This is a genomic window from Zoogloea sp. (genome assembly GCF_041911615.1).
Taxonomy (GTDB): Bacteria; Pseudomonadota; Gammaproteobacteria; order Burkholderiales; family Rhodocyclaceae; genus Zoogloea.
In genome coordinates, this window is record NZ_JAYROR010000037.1 from 29,863 (window position 1) to 46,563 (window position 16,701).

A 16,701-nucleotide genomic window follows, 5' to 3' on the forward strand; every position below is an offset into this window, starting at 1 on the left:
GCCGCCTCAGGCGCCCAGCCAACCCTCGCGCAGGGCCCGGGCCGGGCCCGATGCGTCGTCGGCGAGCGACAGCTTGGCCACATCGGCCGGTGCAGCACGCAGCGCGACGTCGAAGCTCATCAATTCGTCGCGCCGGAAGGCATGGATTTCTACCCGATCGCCGGCCAGCCGGCGGGCCAGCAGCTTGTCGAAATTGCCCGCGCCGACCCGGATGCCATCGAGCGCCACCAGCACGTCGCCGGCCGACAACCCGGCCGCCTGGGCCGAGCCGCCGTCGTAGACGTTGGCGAGCTTGAGCTGATCGCCGTCGGCGCTGGTGCGCACGCCGATGCCTGGGGACTCGCTCGCCGCCTCCCAGGTCAGGGTTACACCGAAACGCTGGAGCCAGGCCTGTAGCGGCAGCTCGCCGGTGCCCTCGACCACCTCGCGCAGCCAGGCGCCCAGTTCCACCCCGCCGAACTCGGCGGCCAGCGCGAACAAGCCGTCCTCGGCCACCCCCACGCCGGTCTGGCCGTGGCGTTGCCACAGGGCGCGCATGAGGCCGTCGAGGCTGGTCGCCCCTCGGCTCTCGGCCCGCAGGCGCAGGTCCAGCAGCAGGCCCACCAGCGCGCCCTTGGTGTAATAGCTCACGATGGCGTTGGGGCTGTTCTCGTCCTGGCGGTAATACTTGGTCCAGGCCTCGAAGGACGATTCGGCGACGCTCTGCTTGCGCCGCCCGCTACCCTTGTGCACCTGGCTGATGGTCTTGCCGAGCAGGCCGAGGTAGTCCTTGGCGGCGATGCGCCCGCTGCGCACCAGCAACAGGTCGTCGTAGTACGAAGTGAAGCCCTCGAAGGCCCACAGCAGGCGGGTGTAGTTCTCGTGGCGCAAATCGTAGGGCACGAAGGCTGCCGGCTTGATGCGCTTGACATTCCAGGTATGGAAATACTCGTGGCTGCACAGCCCTAGGAACTGCCGATAACCGTCGGACGGGGCTTCCATGCCCACGTGGGGCAGATCGGCGCGGCTGCACAGCAGCGCGGTGGAGGCGCGGTGCTCCAGGCCGCCATAACCGTCGCCCACCGCCATCACCAGGAAGACATAGCGCGCCATTGGCGCCGGTTCGCCGAACAGACGGATCTGCGCCTCGCAGATCGGTTGCAGATCCTCCACCAGCCGCGCCATGTCACAGTCGTGACGGCCGGTGATCGCCACCGCGTGGGGCACGCCGCAGGCGTCGAATTCGGCCAGCGAGAAACGCCCCATCTCGACCGGATGGTCGATCAGCGCGTCGTAGTTCTCCGCCGCGTAGAGCCCGAAGCCGTAGCGCTCCGCCGCGCCCGCCTCGCCCATCGCCTCGGGCAGGCTGGTGGCGACACGCCAGCCGGCGTCCTCAAGCCCCGCCGGCGGGCGGATGTCGACCCGGTGCGGCAGGTGCTCGCAGCCGTGGGCACACAAGAAGACGCTGGTGCCGTTGAAGAAGCCGTGGGTCGAATCCAGATGCGCGGTGCGCACCGACAGGTCCCAGGCGTACACCGTGTAGGTGAGCGCAACGGGGCCCGTCACCCCGGCCGGCAGCTGCCAGGTGTGCTTGTCCCGCTTGTACGCCTCGACCGGCTTGCCGCCCGCCTTCGCGGAAAGGCTCACGATGTTCTTCGCGAACTCCCGGATCATGTAGCTGCCCGGAATCCACGCCGGCAGGCTGAACACCTGCCCTGCCGGGTCGGGCTCGGCGAGGTGCAGCGTGACTTCGAACAAATGGGCGGCCGGCTGGACGGCGCGGAGGGTGTAGCGAACGGCGGAATTCATCGGAACCGGTAGCGCAGAAATCGGAAGGCGCAGATTCTAACCGCCACACCGGCCTCGCGCGCCCTCGCTGCTGCCTCATTTTTAGGCAGCAACACAAAAACCTTTCCGTAGAAGGTGTTGCAGCCCGCGCCCACAGTTTTTCCACACCCTTGCCCACGTCCGGTGGGGAAAACCCGGCCTTCGAAGCCCCTCGAGACCCCTGCCCCAAATTGAGGCTACGTGGTTTTTTCTTTTCGAATCAGTATGCTGAGTTTCCGGCGCACAGGTTTTCCACAGCTTATCCCCGGTTTTGTGTGAATAGATTAAAACTATCCAAAACGGCGTTTAAACAGAATTGCTCTATTTTTAAGCAATGGTAAAAAACCCTTTTGTGTCCGCCATATGACAGCGGACCCCACAGTTTTTCCACAGCCTTGCCCACGCTGGCTGTGGGTTTCTGCACGCTGTGGGCAAGCCCCGGCGGCCCGGATCAGGGGATGAACGGCAGCGCGATCTGATCGCTGCGGGAGACGCCGGCCGTCATCTTGCGGCACTGCGCAATGAACTCGCGCATCCCGGCGGTCACGTATTTGCGTTTGTGAGTGACGAACTGAAACTGCCGCCGCAGGTCGAGCTCGGGTGTTTCGATCGCCACCAGGCTGCCGCGGCGGAACGCCTCGCGCAGCGCCAGGCGTGAGATGCAGCTCACGCCCACCCCGCTTTCCACCGCGCGTTTGATCGCCTCGGTGTGCTCAAGCTCCAGACGCACGTTGAGGCTGCCGCCAAAGTGGCGCAGGGCCTGGTCGAAGGTTTCGCGGGTGCCCGAACCCGCCTCGCGCAGGATCCAGTCTTGCGCCGCCAGGTCGGCCAGGCTCGCCCGCCCACCCGCCGCGAGCGGATGACCGGGCGCGCAGAACACCACCAGCTCGTCCTCCACCCATGGCTCGGCTACCAGATCGGGGTGGCGGCACTGGCCCTCGATGAGGCCCAGATCCAGCTCGTAGTGCACCAGCTGATCGACGATGGTCGCCGAGTTATGCACCGACAGCTTCACCTGCGCGCTGGGATGGCGCCGCAGGAAATCGGCGGCGATCAGGGTGGCCAGGTAATTGCCGACGGTGAGTGTCGCGCCGATCTGCAGCGGGCCGAAATCCGTCTTGCGGGCCAGCAGCGTCTCGATCTCGGCGGCGTGCTCGATGAGCTGCACCGCGTGGGGCAGCAGCACGCGTCCCAGTTCGTTCAGACGCAACGCCTTGCCGATGCGGTCGAAGAGCTGGGTGTCGAACTGGCGCTCGAACTCGCCCAGCGCGGTGCTGGTGGCCGACTGGGACAGGGCCAGCTCCGCCGCCGCCCGCGACACGCTTTCGTGACGGGCCACCGCAGCGAAGATTTCCAGTTGCCTGAGGGTGTACTTCATATCTGCAAAATAGAATATCTATATCAATATAATCCATTTTACAGATTTGTTTGGCTGACTAGAATTGCTGCATCACAACATCCGCGCAGGCCCGGCCATGAGCAAACTCAGCACCCAAACCGTTCTCGAAGTCCGCCACTGGAACGAATCCCTGTTCAGCTTCAAGGTCACCCGCGACGCGGGCTTGCGGTTTGACAACGGCCAGTTCGTCATGATCGGCCTCGAAGTCGAGGGCCGCCCACTGACGCGCGCCTACAGCATCGCCAGTCCCAACTACGAGGAGCACCTGGAATTCTTCAGCATCAAGGTGCAGAACGGCCCGCTCACCTCACGCCTCCAGCACCTGCAGCCGGGCGACCCCATCGTGGTGAGCAAGAAGCCCACCGGCACGCTGGTGCTTTCCGACCTGCTTCCGGGCCGCAACCTCTACCTGTTTTCCACCGGCACCGGCCTCGCCCCGTTCATGAGCGTGATCCAGGACCCGGAAACCTACGAGCGCTTCGAGAAAGTCGTGCTGCTGCACGGGGTGCGCTACGTCTCCGAGCTGGCCTACGCCGAGTTCATCGAGCAGGAGCTGCCCGAAAACGAATTCTTCGGCGAAGAAGTGAAGCGCAAGCTGATCTACTACCCCACCGTCACCCGCGAAGAATTCCGCAACCAGGGCCGCGTGACCGACGTCGTCACCACCGGCAAGCTCTTCGAGGACATCGGCCTGCCGCCGCTCGACCCGGCTCGCGACCGCGCGATGATCTGCGGTAGCCCGGCGATGCTCGACGACTGCTGCAAGATGCTCGACGCCTATGGCTTCCAGATCTCGCCGCACATCGGCGCGCCCGGCGACTACGTCATCGAGCGGGCCTTCGTCGAGAAATAAGCCGGCGACGGCGGCAACCCGGCGGCGGCCGGATTGCCGCGCTCATCGCGCCGGCGCTTCTGCCAGCCGGGCCACCATCTGGCGCACGGCGGCGATCTGCGGCGCGTTGCGGGTGGCGTAATCGACGCCGCTGTAGCCCCACCAGTCCCAGCAGCCCTTCGGGTTGTAGAGCCAGCGCATCGAACCCGGCGCCCAGCCGCTGCGCGCCACCACCTGCGGGTACAGCACGATCAGCCGGTTGGTTTCGGCCCAAGCGTTGTAGCCCGCGCCGTCGGCAAAACGCCGGCCCAGCGCGTCTTCGCCCTGGCGGCACCCATGAAAGGCCACGTGCACCCGGCAGCCCCCCGCACGGCAGACCGCCGGAACGTAGGCGAAGCCCGTCTCACCCATGCTGATGTCGGCCGGCAGGCCGCCCGTGAAGGGGCGCTGATCGAAGACGACGAGGTGGCCCGGCTCGGGTACGGTTTTCGGGTTCAGTTTGCCGAGCAGGTGCTGGAGCAATTCGCCGGGCGCATCGAAATCCCCGCAGCGGTTGATGAAGGGCGGCGCCGATGTGTCGCAGGCATTGGGCTTGCCGTCCGACACCGAGATCATCGCGTGGCCGGCGTTGGGCAAGGCCACGAACTTGATCGACGTCGCCGGCACCCACTGCCGGTAGAAGGCCACCAGGGCATCCACCACCGGCCGCGCCACCGTGTGATCGGCGCCACCGGTCAGCACCCATACCTTGTCGTCGGCCAGCGCCGCCGGCGGGTCGATGAGATCGAGGCGGGCGCGGGACTCCATCTTGGGCTTCACGTCGGCCGGCGTGGGCGGCGGCGTCCAGCGGGTCGGCGACATGCAGTTGGCGAGCGCACGCACGGTGCTGCCTTCGGCGCAGTCGTAAGGCCCGGCAGCCAGGATGCCAGCCCCCCGAACCAACCGCGCATAGGCCACCTGGAACTGCACCGCCATGTAACCGCCCGACGAAATGCCGGACACCGTCAGCGCCGACGCGTCGGCGCCCAGCGCCGGCAGCTTCGCCGCCCCATCCGCCCAGGCCGCGCTGGCACCCAGGCCGAACCACAAGGCCATCCATCGCAGCTGCATCGTCATGCCCCCAGCAGTCGCCACACCACACCGCCCCCCGCAGCCAGCCCCAGCCCGCCAAAGGCCAGCGCCGCCACGGTGAAGCCCTTGGCCCGCAGCGCGGGTTCGCGGGCATAGCCGACGGCATACCAGACGCGCCCGAGCAGCCACAGTCCACCGAGCGCCGCCGCCACCGGGTCGCTCACGTAGGCCGCGCAGAGCCACAGGCAAGGCAAGGTCATCGCCGCCCACTCGAGGGTGTTCATCTGGACCCGGTAGAGGCGCTCGAACGCGGGATGACCGGTCACCGCCGGCGCCTGCACACCATACCGATGGCGGCCCTTGCCGACCGCGAAGCAGGTGCCGAACATCAGCAGGACGATCAGTAGCGTGACGCCGGCCGTGAGAGGAGTATCAGCGAGCATGGGACGTGTTTTTGAGTGACGGAGGCCGTAAGCTTACCGCCGCTCCGTCATACTGCGCATTACAGCGCGTCATCCCGCCCCGCCATGTTCCGCACCCTTCTGTCGCTTCTCGCCCCCTATCGCCGCCGCGTCCTGGTGGCCGCCATCGCCCTCGTCGTTGCCGCCGCCGCCATGCTTGCCGTGGGCCAGGGGCTGCGCGCCGTCATCGACAAGGGCTTCTCGGCCGGCGACCCGGCGTGGCTCGACCGCACCCTCGCCAGCATGGGCGGGCTGATCCTGGTACTGGCCGGCGCCACCTATCTGCGCTTTTACAACGTCTCGTGGCTCGGCGAACGGGTAACGGCGGACATCCGCCGGCGCGTCTTCGATCACCTGCTGACCCTGCCCCCCGCCTGGTTCGAGGCCGGTCGCACCGGCGAGGTGATCTCGCGCCTCACGTCCGACACCACCCAGATCGAGAACGTGATCGGCTCCAGCCTGTCCATCGCGCTGCGCAACGCGTTGCTGCTGGTGGGCGGGCTGGCGATGCTGTTCACCACCAGCCTCAAGCTCAGCCTGCTCACCGTGGGCGGCGTGCCGCTGGTGGTGGTGCCGATCATCCTGTTCGGCCGCCGCGTGCGCCGCCTTGCCCGCGAGAGCCAGGACCGCGTGGCCGACCTGGGCAACCGCATCGACGAGACCATCCACGAGATCCGCATCGTGCAGGCCTACGGCCACGAGGACGCCGACCGGCACGACTTTGGCAGCCTGGTCGAACGCAGCTTCGCCACCGCCCGCGCCCGCGTCGCCAACCGCGCCCGGCTGGTGGCCGCGGTGATGGTGCTGGTCTTCGGTGCGGTGGCCTTCATCCTGTGGGTGGGCGGGCACGACGTGCTGGCCGGCACCCTCACCGCGGGCGAACTCTCGGCCTTCGTGTTCTACGCCGCCCTCGTGGCCGGCAGCGTCGGCGCCCTCTCGGAGGTCTGGGGCGACCTGCAACGCGCCGCCGGCGCCACCGAAAGGCTGACCGACATCCTGCGCACCGCGCCGGCCATCGTCGCCCCCGCGCATCCGCAGGCTCTGCCCGAACCCGCCCGAGGCGCCCTGGCCTTCGAGGCCGTGCGCTTCGCCTATCCCAGCCGGCCGGACACACCCGCCCTCGACGGCTTCAGCCTCGACGTTGCCCCCGGCGAAACCGTCGCCCTGGTGGGCCCGTCTGGCTCGGGCAAAAGCACGGTGTTCCAGTTGCTGCTGCGCTTCTACGATCCGCAGGCGGGCGTGGTCCGGCTGGACGGCGTCGCCCTCACCGCCACCGATCCCCTCGCCCTGCGCCGGCGCATCGCGCTCGTGCCCCAGGACGCGGTGATCTTCGCCGCCAGCGTCGCCGACAACGTGCGCTACGCCCGCCCCGACGCCAGTCTCGACGACGTGCGCGCTGCCTGCGCGGCGGCTTTCGCCGACGAGTTCATCGCCCGCCTGCCCGACGGCTACGACACCGATCTGGGCGAACGGGGCGTGCGTCTGTCGGGCGGCCAGCGCCAGCGTATTGCCATCGCCCGGGCGATCCTCGCCGACCGCCCGGTGCTGCTTCTCGACGAAGCCACCTCGGCCCTCGACGCCGAGAGCGAGCGCATGGTGCAGACCGCCCTGGACGGGCTGATGCGCCGCCGCACCACCCTCGTCATCGCCCACCGCCTGGCCACCGTGCAGAAGGCCGACCGCATCCTGGTGCTCGACGGCGGACGCATTGTCCAGCAGGGCCGCCACGCCGAACTCGTGGCCCAGGACGGGCTCTACGCACGCCTTGCCCAGCTCCAGTTCGTGAGCTGAAACCCCGCGGCATTCGAGAAGTAATTCCTTTGTCACGCGCAACACCACCGCGCGCCACACCCAATTGCAATTTTCTGTGAATTCCTCCGCGGCCGCCCGCCCCCTCGGGCGGGGCATCATACCCGCGATGAATACTTCCCTCCGCGCCATGTCAGCGCCCCGCCTCGACGAACTCGACGCCCTCGAGTTCGGCGCCAGCCGGACCACGACCTACACGGTTGAATGCGCTGACCCTCACCGCCACGACCGGGCCGTCCGCCTGCTGATCGAGCGGATGTACGAGTGGCGCGGACTGACTCCGGTCGACACCGACCTGCATACCACCCGTCCCGACCGCATCACCCTGGTCGCATCGGACGACAGCGCGATCTTCGGCACCATCACCCTCGGCCTCGACGGCAAGGACGGCATCCTCGCCGACGCCCTCTACCCCGACGAACTGCGAAATCTGCGCCAGCGCGGCGCCCGCCTGTGCGAGCTCACCCGCCTCGCCATGGACACCCACCACAACGCCAAGGAAGTGCTCGGCGCCCTGCTGCACCTGGTTTACATCCACGGTCGCCTGCTGCACGGCGTCACCGACGTGGTGATCGAAGTCCACCCTCGCCACGCCGGCTTCTATCAGCGGATGATCGGCTTCTCGTACATCGGCGAAGAGCGCGTCTGTCCGCGGGTCAGCGCCCCGGCGGTGCTGCTCCATCTCGAACTCGCCCACATGGACGAGCAGATCGGCCTCTACGGCGGCACCTCGGACCCGAGCGTGCGCACCCTCTACCCTTATTTCCTGTCCCTCGGCGAACAGGACGCGATCCTGCGTCGCCTCAGCGCCGCGCACTGAACGCAGGGGCCCGACCCCGCCTCGCCGCACGTCCGCGCCCAGTCGGGTAAAATCGCGTCTTTGCAATTTGCCCCTCCTGGAAAGCACCCGAATGGCTCAATACGTCATGTCCATGCTGCGTGTCAGCAAGGTCGTCCCGCCCAAGCGGCAGATCATCAAGGACATCTCCCTGTCCTTCTTCCCCGGCGCCAAGATCGGCCTGCTCGGCCTCAACGGCGCCGGCAAGTCCACCGTGCTCAAGATCATGGCCGGCGTCGAGAAGGAATACGACGGCGAAGTGCAGTGGCAGCCCAACATGTCCATCGGCTACCTGCCCCAGGAACCGCAGCTCGACCCGGACAAGACCGTCCGCGAAGAGGTCGAATCCGGCCTCGGCGAAGTCATGGAAGCCAAGCAGAAGCTCGAGGAGGTGTACGCCGCCTACGCCGAGCCCGATGCCGACTTCGACAAGCTGGCCGAACTCCAGGCCCGGTACGAGAACATCATCGCCACCAGCGGCGCCGACGTGGAAACCCAGCTCGAGATCGCCGCCGACGCCCTGCGCCTGCCGCCCTGGGACGCGAAGATCGGCCCCCTCTCCGGCGGTGAGAAGCGCCGCGTGGCCCTGTGCAAGCTGCTGCTGTCGCGCCCCGACATGCTGCTGCTGGACGAACCCACCAACCACCTCGACGCCGAATCCGTCGAGTGGCTCGAGCAGTTCCTGTGCCGCTTCCCGGGCACCGTGGTGGCCGTCACCCACGACCGCTACTTCCTCGACAATGCCGCCGAGTGGATACTCGAACTCGACCGCGGCCACGGCATCCCCTGGAAGGGCAACTACTCCAGCTGGCTCGACCAGAAGGAGCAGCGCCTCGAACAGGAAGCCAAGCAGGAAGGCGCCCGCATCAAGGCCATGAAGCAGGAACTCGAATGGGTGCGCTCCAACCCCAAGGCGCGCCAGGCCAAGAGCAAGGCCCGCCTGGCCCGCTACGAGGAAATGTCCAGCGTCGAATACCAGAAGCGCAACGAGACCCAGGAGATCTTCATCCCGGTGGGCGAGCGCCTGGGTGACAAGGTCATCGAATTCACCGACGTGTCCAAGGGCTTTGGCGACAAGCTGCTGATGGACAAGGTGAACTTCAGCATTCCGCCGGGCGCCATCGTCGGCATCATCGGCCCCAACGGCGCCGGCAAGTCCACTTTGTTCAAGATGATCACCGGCCAGGACAAGCCCGACTCGGGCGACGTGGTGATCGGACCGACCGTCAAGATCGCCTACGTCGACCAATCCCGCGACTGCCTCGACGGCAGCAAGACGGTGTTCGACGAGCTCGCCGGCGGCGCCGACATCCTCACCATCGGCAAGTTCGAGATGCCCAGCCGCGCCTACATCGGCCGCTTCAACTTCAAGGGTGGCGACCAGCAGAAGCTCGTCGGCAACCTTTCCGGGGGCGAACGCGGCCGGCTGCACCTGGCCAAGACGCTAATGTCCGGCGGCAACGTGCTGCTCCTCGACGAACCGTCGAACGACCTGGACGTGGAAACCCTCCGCGCCCTGGAAGACGCGCTGCTCGAATTCGCCGGCTGCGCGCTGATCATCTCCCACGACCGCTGGTTCCTCGACCGGATCTGCACCCATATCCTGGCTGCCGAGGGCGATTCCCAGTGGACCTTCTTCTCCGGCAACTACCAGGAATACGAGGAAGACAAGAAGAAGCGCCTCGGCGAGGAAGGCGCCAAGCCGAAGCGCATCCGCTACAAGCCGATCGCCCGCTGATCGTTCCTGCGCATTTTGGCGCAGCCCAGGCCCCCGCTCCGGCGGGGGCTTTTGCTTGGCAGACAGCGGAACGCGCGACCTGAAACAAAACGCCCCCGGGGTGACCGGGGGCGTTCTGGCCGCGAGCGGCAGGCCGTTTTACGGCAGCGCGATGATGTAAGTCGCGCCGAGGTAGCTCACGCTCTGCCTCGGGTTGAGGTAGACGGTGCTGTTGTCGGAATACACGAAGGGCGTGCCGTTGTAGCCCCAGGTCCATTCGTTGAGCTTGGTGCGTTGGTGGATGAAGTCCAGGCGCACGGCCGAGTTCTTTTCGACGGCGTACTTGCCGAACATTCGAACCGTGAATTGCCGGAAGGTCACATCGGGCAAGCCGCCGGAAGTGGCCAGCAAGGTCTGGTTGGCCGCCGAGGCGCTGGCGTCGAGATCCTGCTGGTACTTGTCCTTGTCGGCACTCAGCAGCAAATCGCCACCGACGACCAAGCGGCTGCTCGGCTTGCCATTCACACCGAGGCCGAAGGTCTCGGTGCGGTTGCGCAGCGCGGCCATGTAGCCGGTCGAGTGGTCGATGTGCATGGTCTGGTCGCCCCGCGACCAGAAGCCGGTGAGCCGCCAGTCGTCGCTCAGGGCATACACCGCATCGATGCCGTAGAAGCCCATGTAACTGGCGCGCAGGCCTTTGGTGGTGGGCGCGGAGAACTTGTCCTCACCCCATTCGGCCATGAACTGCACGCTCAGACGCTCGGTGGCCGACCAGTCGGCGGTGGCCTTCAGCTTTTCGCGGTTGCGATCGACCATGGACATCGGAAAGATCGCGGTGCGACCGTAGATGGCCGCATCCGAGACGGCGGTGACGCCTGTGCCCGAGTTGGGCTGCAGCCAGCTGGAACCCGATCGGTCGCTGTTGGAATAGGCAACGGCGCCGCTGACCGTCTCGGTCATGGCGCGGCGCAGCTCGAGGCGGTAACCCGACTCCTCGGTTTTCTGGCGCAGGCCGCTGAGGCCGGCCACCGCGCTCGTCGGTACGAACACGCCCCGATCGACCGACTCGTAATCCACCCCGACGGTGGCACGGTAGCCTGCCGGCAACTGGTAGCTGGCCTCGGCCTTGCCGACCAGGCGCTTGGGCGAGTAGTTGCCGTTGGTGAAGGCCTTGGTGCTTTCGAGGTTGTAGTACTCGATGGGCGTCTTGTCGTTGCGGTCTTCGTAGCGCACGTTGGCGAGCAGCGACAGCTTGGGCAGCGGTCGGGAGGTGATGCCCGCCTGGTAGAGCGCGCTGTCCACCTCACCGCCGAAGTTGCCGCGGCCGCTCGGCGCGCCGGTGAAGGCTGCAAAACTGTCGGTCTGGGTGGCGTGGGTGAAGGCGTACTTGAAATTAGCCTTGGTGGTCGGCGTGAAGGCGTAGTTGCCGGTCAGGTAGATCTGGTGAGCCTGATTGTCGGGCGGCAACGCGATGGGTAGCTGCAGGATATTCCGCAAATCCGTCAGCGGCGTGATCGGGTTACCCAGCGGATCATTCAGATTTCCATTGATCGTCGCCCCCATCGAGGTGAACTGATTGTTGTAGAACGAGCCGTAATAGCCACCGCTCAGGAACAACTTATCGTTGGAATAGTTCAGCTTGGCCTCGAACTGTTGCGTCGTCGAGTTGATCGGCTCGGGCAGCATGAGCTGTGCGAATTGGCTCCCGACGGCGGGGATGCAGACCCCGGGGGCCAACGCGCCGGACCCGCCACTCGTCGCCGGATTCGTCGGACGGGTGCAACTGAAGCCATTGCCGAACAGGCGGGTGCCGTTCTTGTCCTCGTTGCGGAAGGTGGCCTCGAATTGCAGCGATTCGCTGAGCCACTTCTCGACGCCGACGGTGAGAATCTTGCGCTTCAGATCTAGGTTGTAGTCGCTGCCGCTGCCGGGCGTGGCGATGCGGGTTACCGTCAGCGCGTTGGTGCCGATGCCGGCGAGGCCGCTGTTGATCGTGCGCGGATCGTGCCGAATCATCTCGTTGTATTCGAGCGAGTACTTCCAGTCGCACTGCTTCTGCTGGCCAAAGCGGATTTCGCGGGTGTCCAGCCCCAGATCGCGGCCCTGGAAGGTGGTCCAGGTGCCGGTGGTGACGTCGCGCTTCACGTAATCGAGATCGAGCAGCAGATAGGTGTCGTCGCGACGCAAGCCGCTGTACTGGCCAAACCAGCTACGCTCGTTGTTGGCGCCGGTCAGTCCGGCGACACCGACGGCGGCGCTGCTGTCGGGGCGGATCAGGGCGGCAACCTCGTCGTCTTCCGCATAGGCGGAGCCGAAAGCGGCCAGCAGGGCCAGCGCCACGATCTTGAGGCTGAAACCCGGATGTGTTTTCGCGGTTCTCATGATGTTCTCCCCACTGCTCTCAACGCAGGTTGAACTGCGGAGTCGGATTGGTCGCGCTCGGGTTGTTGCTGCCGTGCACCTGGGTGTGGCAGTTCAGGCAACCGCGCGCCTGGGTGTAGTTGATGCCGGACTTGCCGCTGGCGGTGGCCGTCGGCTGCAACGGCAGCTGACCGCGCAACTGGGCGAGCTGGCCGCCGTGCGGGGTGTGGCACTGGTGGCACAGGAAGGGCGGACGGACCTTCAGCAGGCTCTCGGCGACGGTGCCGTGGGGGTTGTGGCAGTTGCCGCAATCTTCATTCACCGGTTCGTGGCTATGCACGAAGGGGCCGCGCTTTTCCATGTGGCAGGTGTAGCAGGTCTCGACGACGCTATCGCGCTTGACCAGCTTGGGCCCGACGGAGCCGTGGGCGTTGTGGCAGTCGGAACACGCCACCTTGCCTTCGAGTACCGGGTGGTGCGACGGCTTGTTGACCTGGACGCGCTGTTCCTTGTGGCAGGTGAAGCACACTTCGGGCTGGGTGCGCTTGTCGGCCACCTTGTCCTTGGCGGTGTGCAGCTGGTGGCAGGACGTGCAGGCGACATCGGCCCGCTCGTGGGCGCTGCCCTCCCAGTGGGAACGCTTGGAATCCTTGCGGTGGCAGCTGATGCACGCCTCGTTGCGCGCAGCCACGGGCGTCTTGGCACCCTTGGTGAAGCTGCGGTCGGTGGGCGGACGTTCTTTCAGCTTGGCCGGATTGTTGACATGGAGATCGCTCTCGCCGTGGCAGTTGGTGCAACTGGGCGCGCGGCCGTCGGCGACGGTGCCGTGCTTGGTCTTGCCGATGTGCAGGAGCTTGGCGTCGTCGGATTCATCGTGGCAGGACGTGCACTTGGCGTCGCCCTTGAGCACCAGATCCTTGGCGGGCGGCTTGGCGCCCGGTGCGGAAGGCGCATCCGCGGCCAGTGCAGTCGAGCTGCCGGCCAGAGCCCCGAGCAATGCGCACGCGGCGAACAACTGTCGCAAGAACTTCATTTTCGATCTCCCTTTTACTGCTGATGCTGGCCGGAGTGCCCTGCAAGATGGGCACCCCGCTGTGCTGGCTTACTTGCCGAGGGACAGGATCCAGTCGGTCAGATTCTTGATCTCGGCCTTGTCCTTGGTCTTGAGGATCTTGTGCTCCTCTTCCTTGCCGTCTTCGAACTTGACCATCTCGCCGGAGGTGAGGTGATGGAGCAGCTTGGCCTCGGCGTCGGCCTTGCCCTTGAGCGACTTGGAAATTTCGGTCAGGGACTTGGCTTCCTTCTTCTTGTCGACGGCGTGGCACTTGGTGCAGCCCTCTTTCTTGGCGAGCGCCTGGGCGGCATCGGCATCCAGGGCCAGCGCGTCGGCGGACAGCAGCAGACCGGCTGCGCACAGGCCGGAAATCGAGGCGGCAAAGGCAAACTTGCGGATCTTCATGTCGGTTTCTCCTTGTGGGGCGTTATTGGTTTGAAAAATCAGTGCTCGTACCAGCCGGTGATCATCATCTTGAACAGGCTCGAGACCTTCGGCCCCATCGTGCCGAGGTAGATGTGGCTCACCATGAAAAGCAGGATCACGGCCGCACCCAGGTAGTGAACGAGCGCGACGGGCAGCAGGCCGTCCAGGCCGAACAGCGTGTCGGGGGCGAACTGCGGGTAGAGGAAGATCAGCCCGGTGGCGATCACCACCGGCAGCACGAGGTACATGATCGACCAGTAGGTGATCGCCTGCAGCGCGTTGAAATTGACCTCGGGTGTCGGCGGGAAGGGCTCGGCCTCACCCTTGAAGATGCCGCCGCCGTAGTACTGCATCTGCTTGATGCAACGCCCGAGGATGCCGGGCGGCTTGGGGATGTACTGCCACCAGTTGCCGGTGACGATGTTGCCGATCACGAAGGCCACCCACAGCCCGGCCAGGCACACGCCAGCCACGTTGTGGATGCGCGCGGCCAGCGAGAACTCGACCAGCGGCAGGTTGGGGTCGGAAAAATGCAGGCTGATCCCGGTCACCGACAGCACGATGATCGCGAGAGCATTGCTCCAGTGCCACAGCCTGATCCACAGGGGCAGCATGAAAACGCGCTTAGTCATGGTTCTTCCTCCGGCGCAGGCTGTTCATCAGGGCACGCACGAGGCCGTGGCCGACCACCCCCACCACCGTCGCCGCGAACAGGCCGATCAGGATCATGTCGAGGGTAGGGTTGCGGGTCGCGCCCACCACGTAGGAATTGCTCAGGATCACGCTGTTGAGGAAGCCGTACTTGTGCTGCTCCTCCTTCGCCAGATGGCGATACAGGCGCGCGTTGAGCGAACTGTTGGCGCTATGGCAGGTGGCGCACTTCTTCTCCGCCTTGTCCTTGTTCTGGATTTCGTGGGAGAGCGACAGCTTGTCGTCGGTCGGCGTGTGGCATTCGATGCAGCGCACCGCCTTCCAGTGCAACCGGGTGTTGGGCAGCCAGTCGTGGATGTCGTCGATGGCCGGCCGCTTCTTCTTCTCGGGCGCCATCTTCGCGAAGGCGATGTCGGAGTCGTGGCAGTCGAGGCAGATCTTGTTGTCCTGCGCGACGATCTTGTGTGGATCGCCCAGCTTGGCGGCCAGGGTCATCACATGGGGGTCGTGGCAGGTGGCGCAGGTGAAGCGGTCGCTGAGGTTCTCGGCGTGCACCGACTTGTCGAACTGACGCTCGATGCGCATCGCCTTGCGGGCGTGGCAGTCCTGGCACTCGGCCAGGTCTTCCTTGGCTTTGGGGGCGTGGGGATGATCGTCGTAGCCGTCGCCGTGGCACTTCGAACACGCCATCTGGCCGTGATCGGAGACCGTGTAGGTACCCGGATCGACCAGTTAATTGCGCAGCTTCTTGATGTCGAGACCCTCTTTGGGCGGCTGCTTGAGCCCCGCCTCGGAGTGGCACTTCAGGCATTCTCCGTTGGCCGCGCGAATCTTCGCCAAGGCCTCGGGCGTCGGCGGGGGATCATCGGCGAAGGCCGGTGCTGCGACCGCCAGGGCCAGCAAAGCCACGACACGCCACGCATTTTTTTTCAGCTTGTCGAACACGTCGACTCCTCAGGCTACGAACCCGACGAATCATCGACCCATGAAATTGCGACAAGATGTTTCAGTATCCAAAAGTGCAGAGGTCTTGACCAAGATCAAGCTCCGGGGCGGTTCTCGACGCGTTTTACCAACACCGGAAGCGCTCCCCGCCGGCTATTCCAGCACCTCGACCGGCATTCCGACGCGGATTTCCCCGCTGCCTTCGGCGATCACGTTCTGCCCGAAGATCACGCCCGCGGGCGCCTTGCGATAGGTGGCCAGGGTACGCAGCGGCTCCTGGTCGCGGCCCTTGGTGCCATCCTCGGGATCGACGGTGGTGAAGACGCAGCGCTCGCAGGGCTTGGTGATTCGAAAGTTCACCTCGCCGATCCGGATGCGCTGCCAGCCGTCCTCGGCAAAGGCCGCCGCGCCCGACACCACCAGGTTGGGACGGAAGCGCTGCATCGACAAGGCACGGCCGACCCGCCCGGACAGGTCGTCCAGTGAAGCCTCGCCGATCAGCAGCAGTGGAAACCCGTCGGCGAACGACAAGGGCACGGCGGGGGCCACCTTCACACGCCGGGCGGTCGGGGCACCCGTCCACAAGAATTTGAGCGGCGTGCCCAGGTAATCGGAAATCCACGCATCGGCCGCCGCCGCACCCTGCCGGGCCGGAAAATTGTCGCCCCACACCGTGGTGTCGATGGCGTCGGTGAAGGCCGCGTCAGGGACGAACAGATCCGCACGCCCCGGCGTCGAAAGGGTCACGCCGCCCGCAACCGGCGTCGCGTCGACCAGCACCAGCCGCGGCTGCTGGCGGCCGGTGACGAAATGGCCGTCCGGCGTGGCGACCATCCAGTCGCGGTCGAAGGGCAAACCTCGCGGGCCGACCGGGCTGCGATCGAGCGCCTGGCCGCGCATCGACTTGACGGGGTAACGGTGAAGGGCGGACAGGACGGGTGATGTGCTCATGGAAAGCCTCGGCAGACTGACGCAGTCGGGTTGGGAATCGCAAAAGCCATTATCCTTGCGACTGACGGCGCCCGGCAAGCGTCCGCGCCGCGACCGCACCTCATCGCACTGGAATCACAATGACTTACGAAGAACACCTGGACGAAGTGACCACCCTGATTTACGAGCGCTTCGGACTCAGCGAGGCCGCTGCCATCAAGCTGGTGATGCGCGCCCAGGCCGACGGCTACTTCAGCGACCACGACGACGATCCGTCGATCTGCACCCAACTGCGCGCCGAGCAGGACGCCAAGCGCGTCTTCAAGCAATACGGCAAGCCCGCCGAGCCCGAGGCGCCGGTCAAATCCCGTCGCCGCCCCGGTCCGCCGCGCTGAAGGCCC

Annotated in this window: 16 protein-coding genes; 5 read left to right on the forward strand and 11 right to left on the reverse strand. The window is 66.0% G+C overall.

The window, feature by feature from the left end:
• Window positions 1-6 precede the first annotated feature (6 nt).
• A complete protein-coding gene (locus tag ACE3P2_RS04195; RefSeq protein ID WP_374261406.1) occupies window positions 7-1,788 on the reverse strand; it encodes a M61 family metallopeptidase in 1,782 nt (593 codons plus the stop codon).
• Between the two features lie 469 nt (window positions 1,789-2,257).
• Window positions 2,258-3,184, reverse strand: coding sequence for a LysR family transcriptional regulator (locus tag ACE3P2_RS04200; RefSeq protein ID WP_374261408.1), 927 nt, complete (start codon window positions 3,182-3,184; stop codon window positions 2,258-2,260).
• A gap of 97 nt (window positions 3,185-3,281) precedes the next feature.
• Between ACE3P2_RS04200 and ACE3P2_RS04205 the strand changes: the two genes are divergently transcribed.
• Window positions 3,282-4,058, forward strand: a complete 777-nt coding sequence (locus ACE3P2_RS04205; protein WP_374261410.1) for a ferredoxin--NADP reductase — start codon at window positions 3,282-3,284, stop codon at window positions 4,056-4,058.
• Window positions 4,059-4,100: 42 nt separating this feature from the next.
• Here ACE3P2_RS04205 and ACE3P2_RS04210 read toward each other — a convergent pair whose 3' ends face one another.
• Both ACE3P2_RS04210 and ACE3P2_RS04215 read right to left on the reverse strand, forming a co-directional pair.
• Complete coding sequence (locus ACE3P2_RS04210) at window positions 4,101-5,153, reverse strand: poly(3-hydroxybutyrate) depolymerase (protein WP_374261412.1); 1,053 nt, start codon at window positions 5,151-5,153, stop codon at window positions 4,101-4,103.
• Entirely contained in the window at window positions 5,150-5,551 is a 402-nt protein-coding gene (locus ACE3P2_RS04215; RefSeq protein ID WP_374261414.1) for an MAPEG family protein, read from the reverse strand. Before ACE3P2_RS04215 ends, ACE3P2_RS04210 begins: the two co-directional genes overlap by 4 nt.
• Before the next feature lie 84 nt (window positions 5,552-5,635).
• Here ACE3P2_RS04215 and ACE3P2_RS04220 point away from each other — a divergent pair, with 84 nt between their 5' ends.
• The 3 genes from ACE3P2_RS04220 to ettA all read left to right on the forward strand — a co-directional run bounded on the left by ACE3P2_RS04220 (window position 5,636) and on the right by ettA (window position 9,954).
• Entirely contained in the window at window positions 5,636-7,360 is a 1,725-nt protein-coding gene (locus tag ACE3P2_RS04220; RefSeq protein WP_374261415.1) for an ABC transporter transmembrane domain-containing protein, read from the forward strand.
• 127 nt (window positions 7,361-7,487) lie between these two features.
• A complete protein-coding gene (locus tag ACE3P2_RS04225; RefSeq protein WP_374261417.1) occupies window positions 7,488-8,198 on the forward strand; it encodes a long-chain N-acyl amino acid synthase in 711 nt (236 codons plus the stop codon).
• A gap of 91 nt (window positions 8,199-8,289) precedes the next feature.
• Complete coding sequence (gene ettA / locus ACE3P2_RS04230; protein WP_374261419.1) at window positions 8,290-9,954, forward strand: energy-dependent translational throttle protein EttA; 1,665 nt, start codon at window positions 8,290-8,292, stop codon at window positions 9,952-9,954.
• Window positions 9,955-10,092: 138 nt separating this feature from the next.
• Here ettA and ACE3P2_RS04235 read toward each other — a convergent pair whose 3' ends face one another.
• The 7 genes from ACE3P2_RS04235 to ACE3P2_RS04265 all read right to left on the reverse strand — a co-directional run bounded on the left by ACE3P2_RS04235 (window position 10,093) and on the right by ACE3P2_RS04265 (window position 16,321).
• Window positions 10,093-12,315, reverse strand: coding sequence for an MtrB/PioB family decaheme-associated outer membrane protein (locus ACE3P2_RS04235; protein WP_374261421.1), 2,223 nt, complete (start codon window positions 12,313-12,315; stop codon window positions 10,093-10,095).
• A 19-nt stretch (window positions 12,316-12,334) separates the two neighbouring features.
• Window positions 12,335-13,327 (reverse strand): DmsE family decaheme c-type cytochrome, encoded by a 993-nt coding sequence (locus tag ACE3P2_RS04240; protein WP_374261423.1) that lies wholly within the window; start codon window positions 13,325-13,327, stop codon window positions 12,335-12,337.
• Between the two features lie 69 nt (window positions 13,328-13,396).
• Window positions 13,397-13,753, reverse strand: a complete 357-nt coding sequence (locus tag ACE3P2_RS04245; RefSeq protein WP_374261425.1) for a c-type cytochrome — start codon at window positions 13,751-13,753, stop codon at window positions 13,397-13,399.
• A gap of 38 nt (window positions 13,754-13,791) precedes the next feature.
• Window positions 13,792-14,406, reverse strand: coding sequence for a cytochrome b/b6 domain-containing protein (locus ACE3P2_RS04250; protein WP_374261427.1), 615 nt, complete (start codon window positions 14,404-14,406; stop codon window positions 13,792-13,794).
• Window positions 14,399-15,115, reverse strand: a complete 717-nt coding sequence (locus ACE3P2_RS04255; RefSeq protein ID WP_374261429.1) for a cytochrome c3 family protein — start codon at window positions 15,113-15,115, stop codon at window positions 14,399-14,401. Before ACE3P2_RS04255 ends, ACE3P2_RS04250 begins: the two co-directional genes overlap by 8 nt.
• A 42-nt stretch (window positions 15,116-15,157) precedes the next feature.
• Window positions 15,158-15,370, reverse strand: coding sequence for a hypothetical protein (locus tag ACE3P2_RS04260; RefSeq protein WP_374261431.1), 213 nt, complete (start codon window positions 15,368-15,370; stop codon window positions 15,158-15,160).
• Window positions 15,371-15,523: 153 nt separating this feature from the next.
• A complete protein-coding gene (locus ACE3P2_RS04265; protein ID WP_374261432.1) occupies window positions 15,524-16,321 on the reverse strand; it encodes an MOSC domain-containing protein in 798 nt (265 codons plus the stop codon).
• A 119-nt stretch (window positions 16,322-16,440) separates the two neighbouring features.
• Here ACE3P2_RS04265 and ACE3P2_RS04270 point away from each other — a divergent pair, with 119 nt between their 5' ends.
• The gene (locus ACE3P2_RS04270) at window positions 16,441-16,695 is read left to right on the forward strand and encodes a hypothetical protein (protein ID WP_374261434.1); all 255 of its coding nucleotides are present in this window, start codon (window positions 16,441-16,443) and stop codon (window positions 16,693-16,695) included.
• Window positions 16,696-16,701 lie beyond the last annotated feature (6 nt).

Coding starts and splice junctions, on each gene's coding strand:
- ACE3P2_RS04195 (WP_374261406.1), bottom strand. CDS start 1,788: ATGAATTCCGCCGTTCGCTACACCCTCCGCGCCGTCCAGCCGGCCGCC.
- ACE3P2_RS04200 (WP_374261408.1), bottom strand. CDS start 3,184: ATGAAGTACACCCTCAGGCAACTGGAAATCTTCGCTGCGGTGGCCCGT.
- ACE3P2_RS04205 (WP_374261410.1), top strand. CDS start 3,282: ATGAGCAAACTCAGCACCCAAACCGTTCTCGAAGTCCGCCACTGGAAC.
- ACE3P2_RS04210 (WP_374261412.1), bottom strand. CDS start 5,153: ATGACGATGCAGCTGCGATGGATGGCCTTGTGGTTCGGCCTGGGTGCC.
- ACE3P2_RS04215 (WP_374261414.1), bottom strand. CDS start 5,551: ATGCTCGCTGATACTCCTCTCACGGCCGGCGTCACGCTACTGATCGTC.
- ACE3P2_RS04220 (WP_374261415.1), top strand. CDS start 5,636: ATGTTCCGCACCCTTCTGTCGCTTCTCGCCCCCTATCGCCGCCGCGTC.
- ACE3P2_RS04225 (WP_374261417.1), top strand. CDS start 7,488: ATGAATACTTCCCTCCGCGCCATGTCAGCGCCCCGCCTCGACGAACTC.
- ettA (WP_374261419.1), top strand. CDS start 8,290: ATGGCTCAATACGTCATGTCCATGCTGCGTGTCAGCAAGGTCGTCCCG.
- ACE3P2_RS04235 (WP_374261421.1), bottom strand. CDS start 12,315: ATGAGAACCGCGAAAACACATCCGGGTTTCAGCCTCAAGATCGTGGCG.
- ACE3P2_RS04240 (WP_374261423.1), bottom strand. CDS start 13,327: ATGAAGTTCTTGCGACAGTTGTTCGCCGCGTGCGCATTGCTCGGGGCT.
- ACE3P2_RS04245 (WP_374261425.1), bottom strand. CDS start 13,753: ATGAAGATCCGCAAGTTTGCCTTTGCCGCCTCGATTTCCGGCCTGTGC.
- ACE3P2_RS04250 (WP_374261427.1), bottom strand. CDS start 14,406: ATGACTAAGCGCGTTTTCATGCTGCCCCTGTGGATCAGGCTGTGGCAC.
- ACE3P2_RS04255 (WP_374261429.1), bottom strand. CDS start 15,115: ATGGCGTGTTCGAAGTGCCACGGCGACGGCTACGACGATCATCCCCAC.
- ACE3P2_RS04265 (WP_374261432.1), bottom strand. CDS start 16,321: ATGAGCACATCACCCGTCCTGTCCGCCCTTCACCGTTACCCCGTCAAG.
- ACE3P2_RS04270 (WP_374261434.1), top strand. CDS start 16,441: ATGACTTACGAAGAACACCTGGACGAAGTGACCACCCTGATTTACGAG.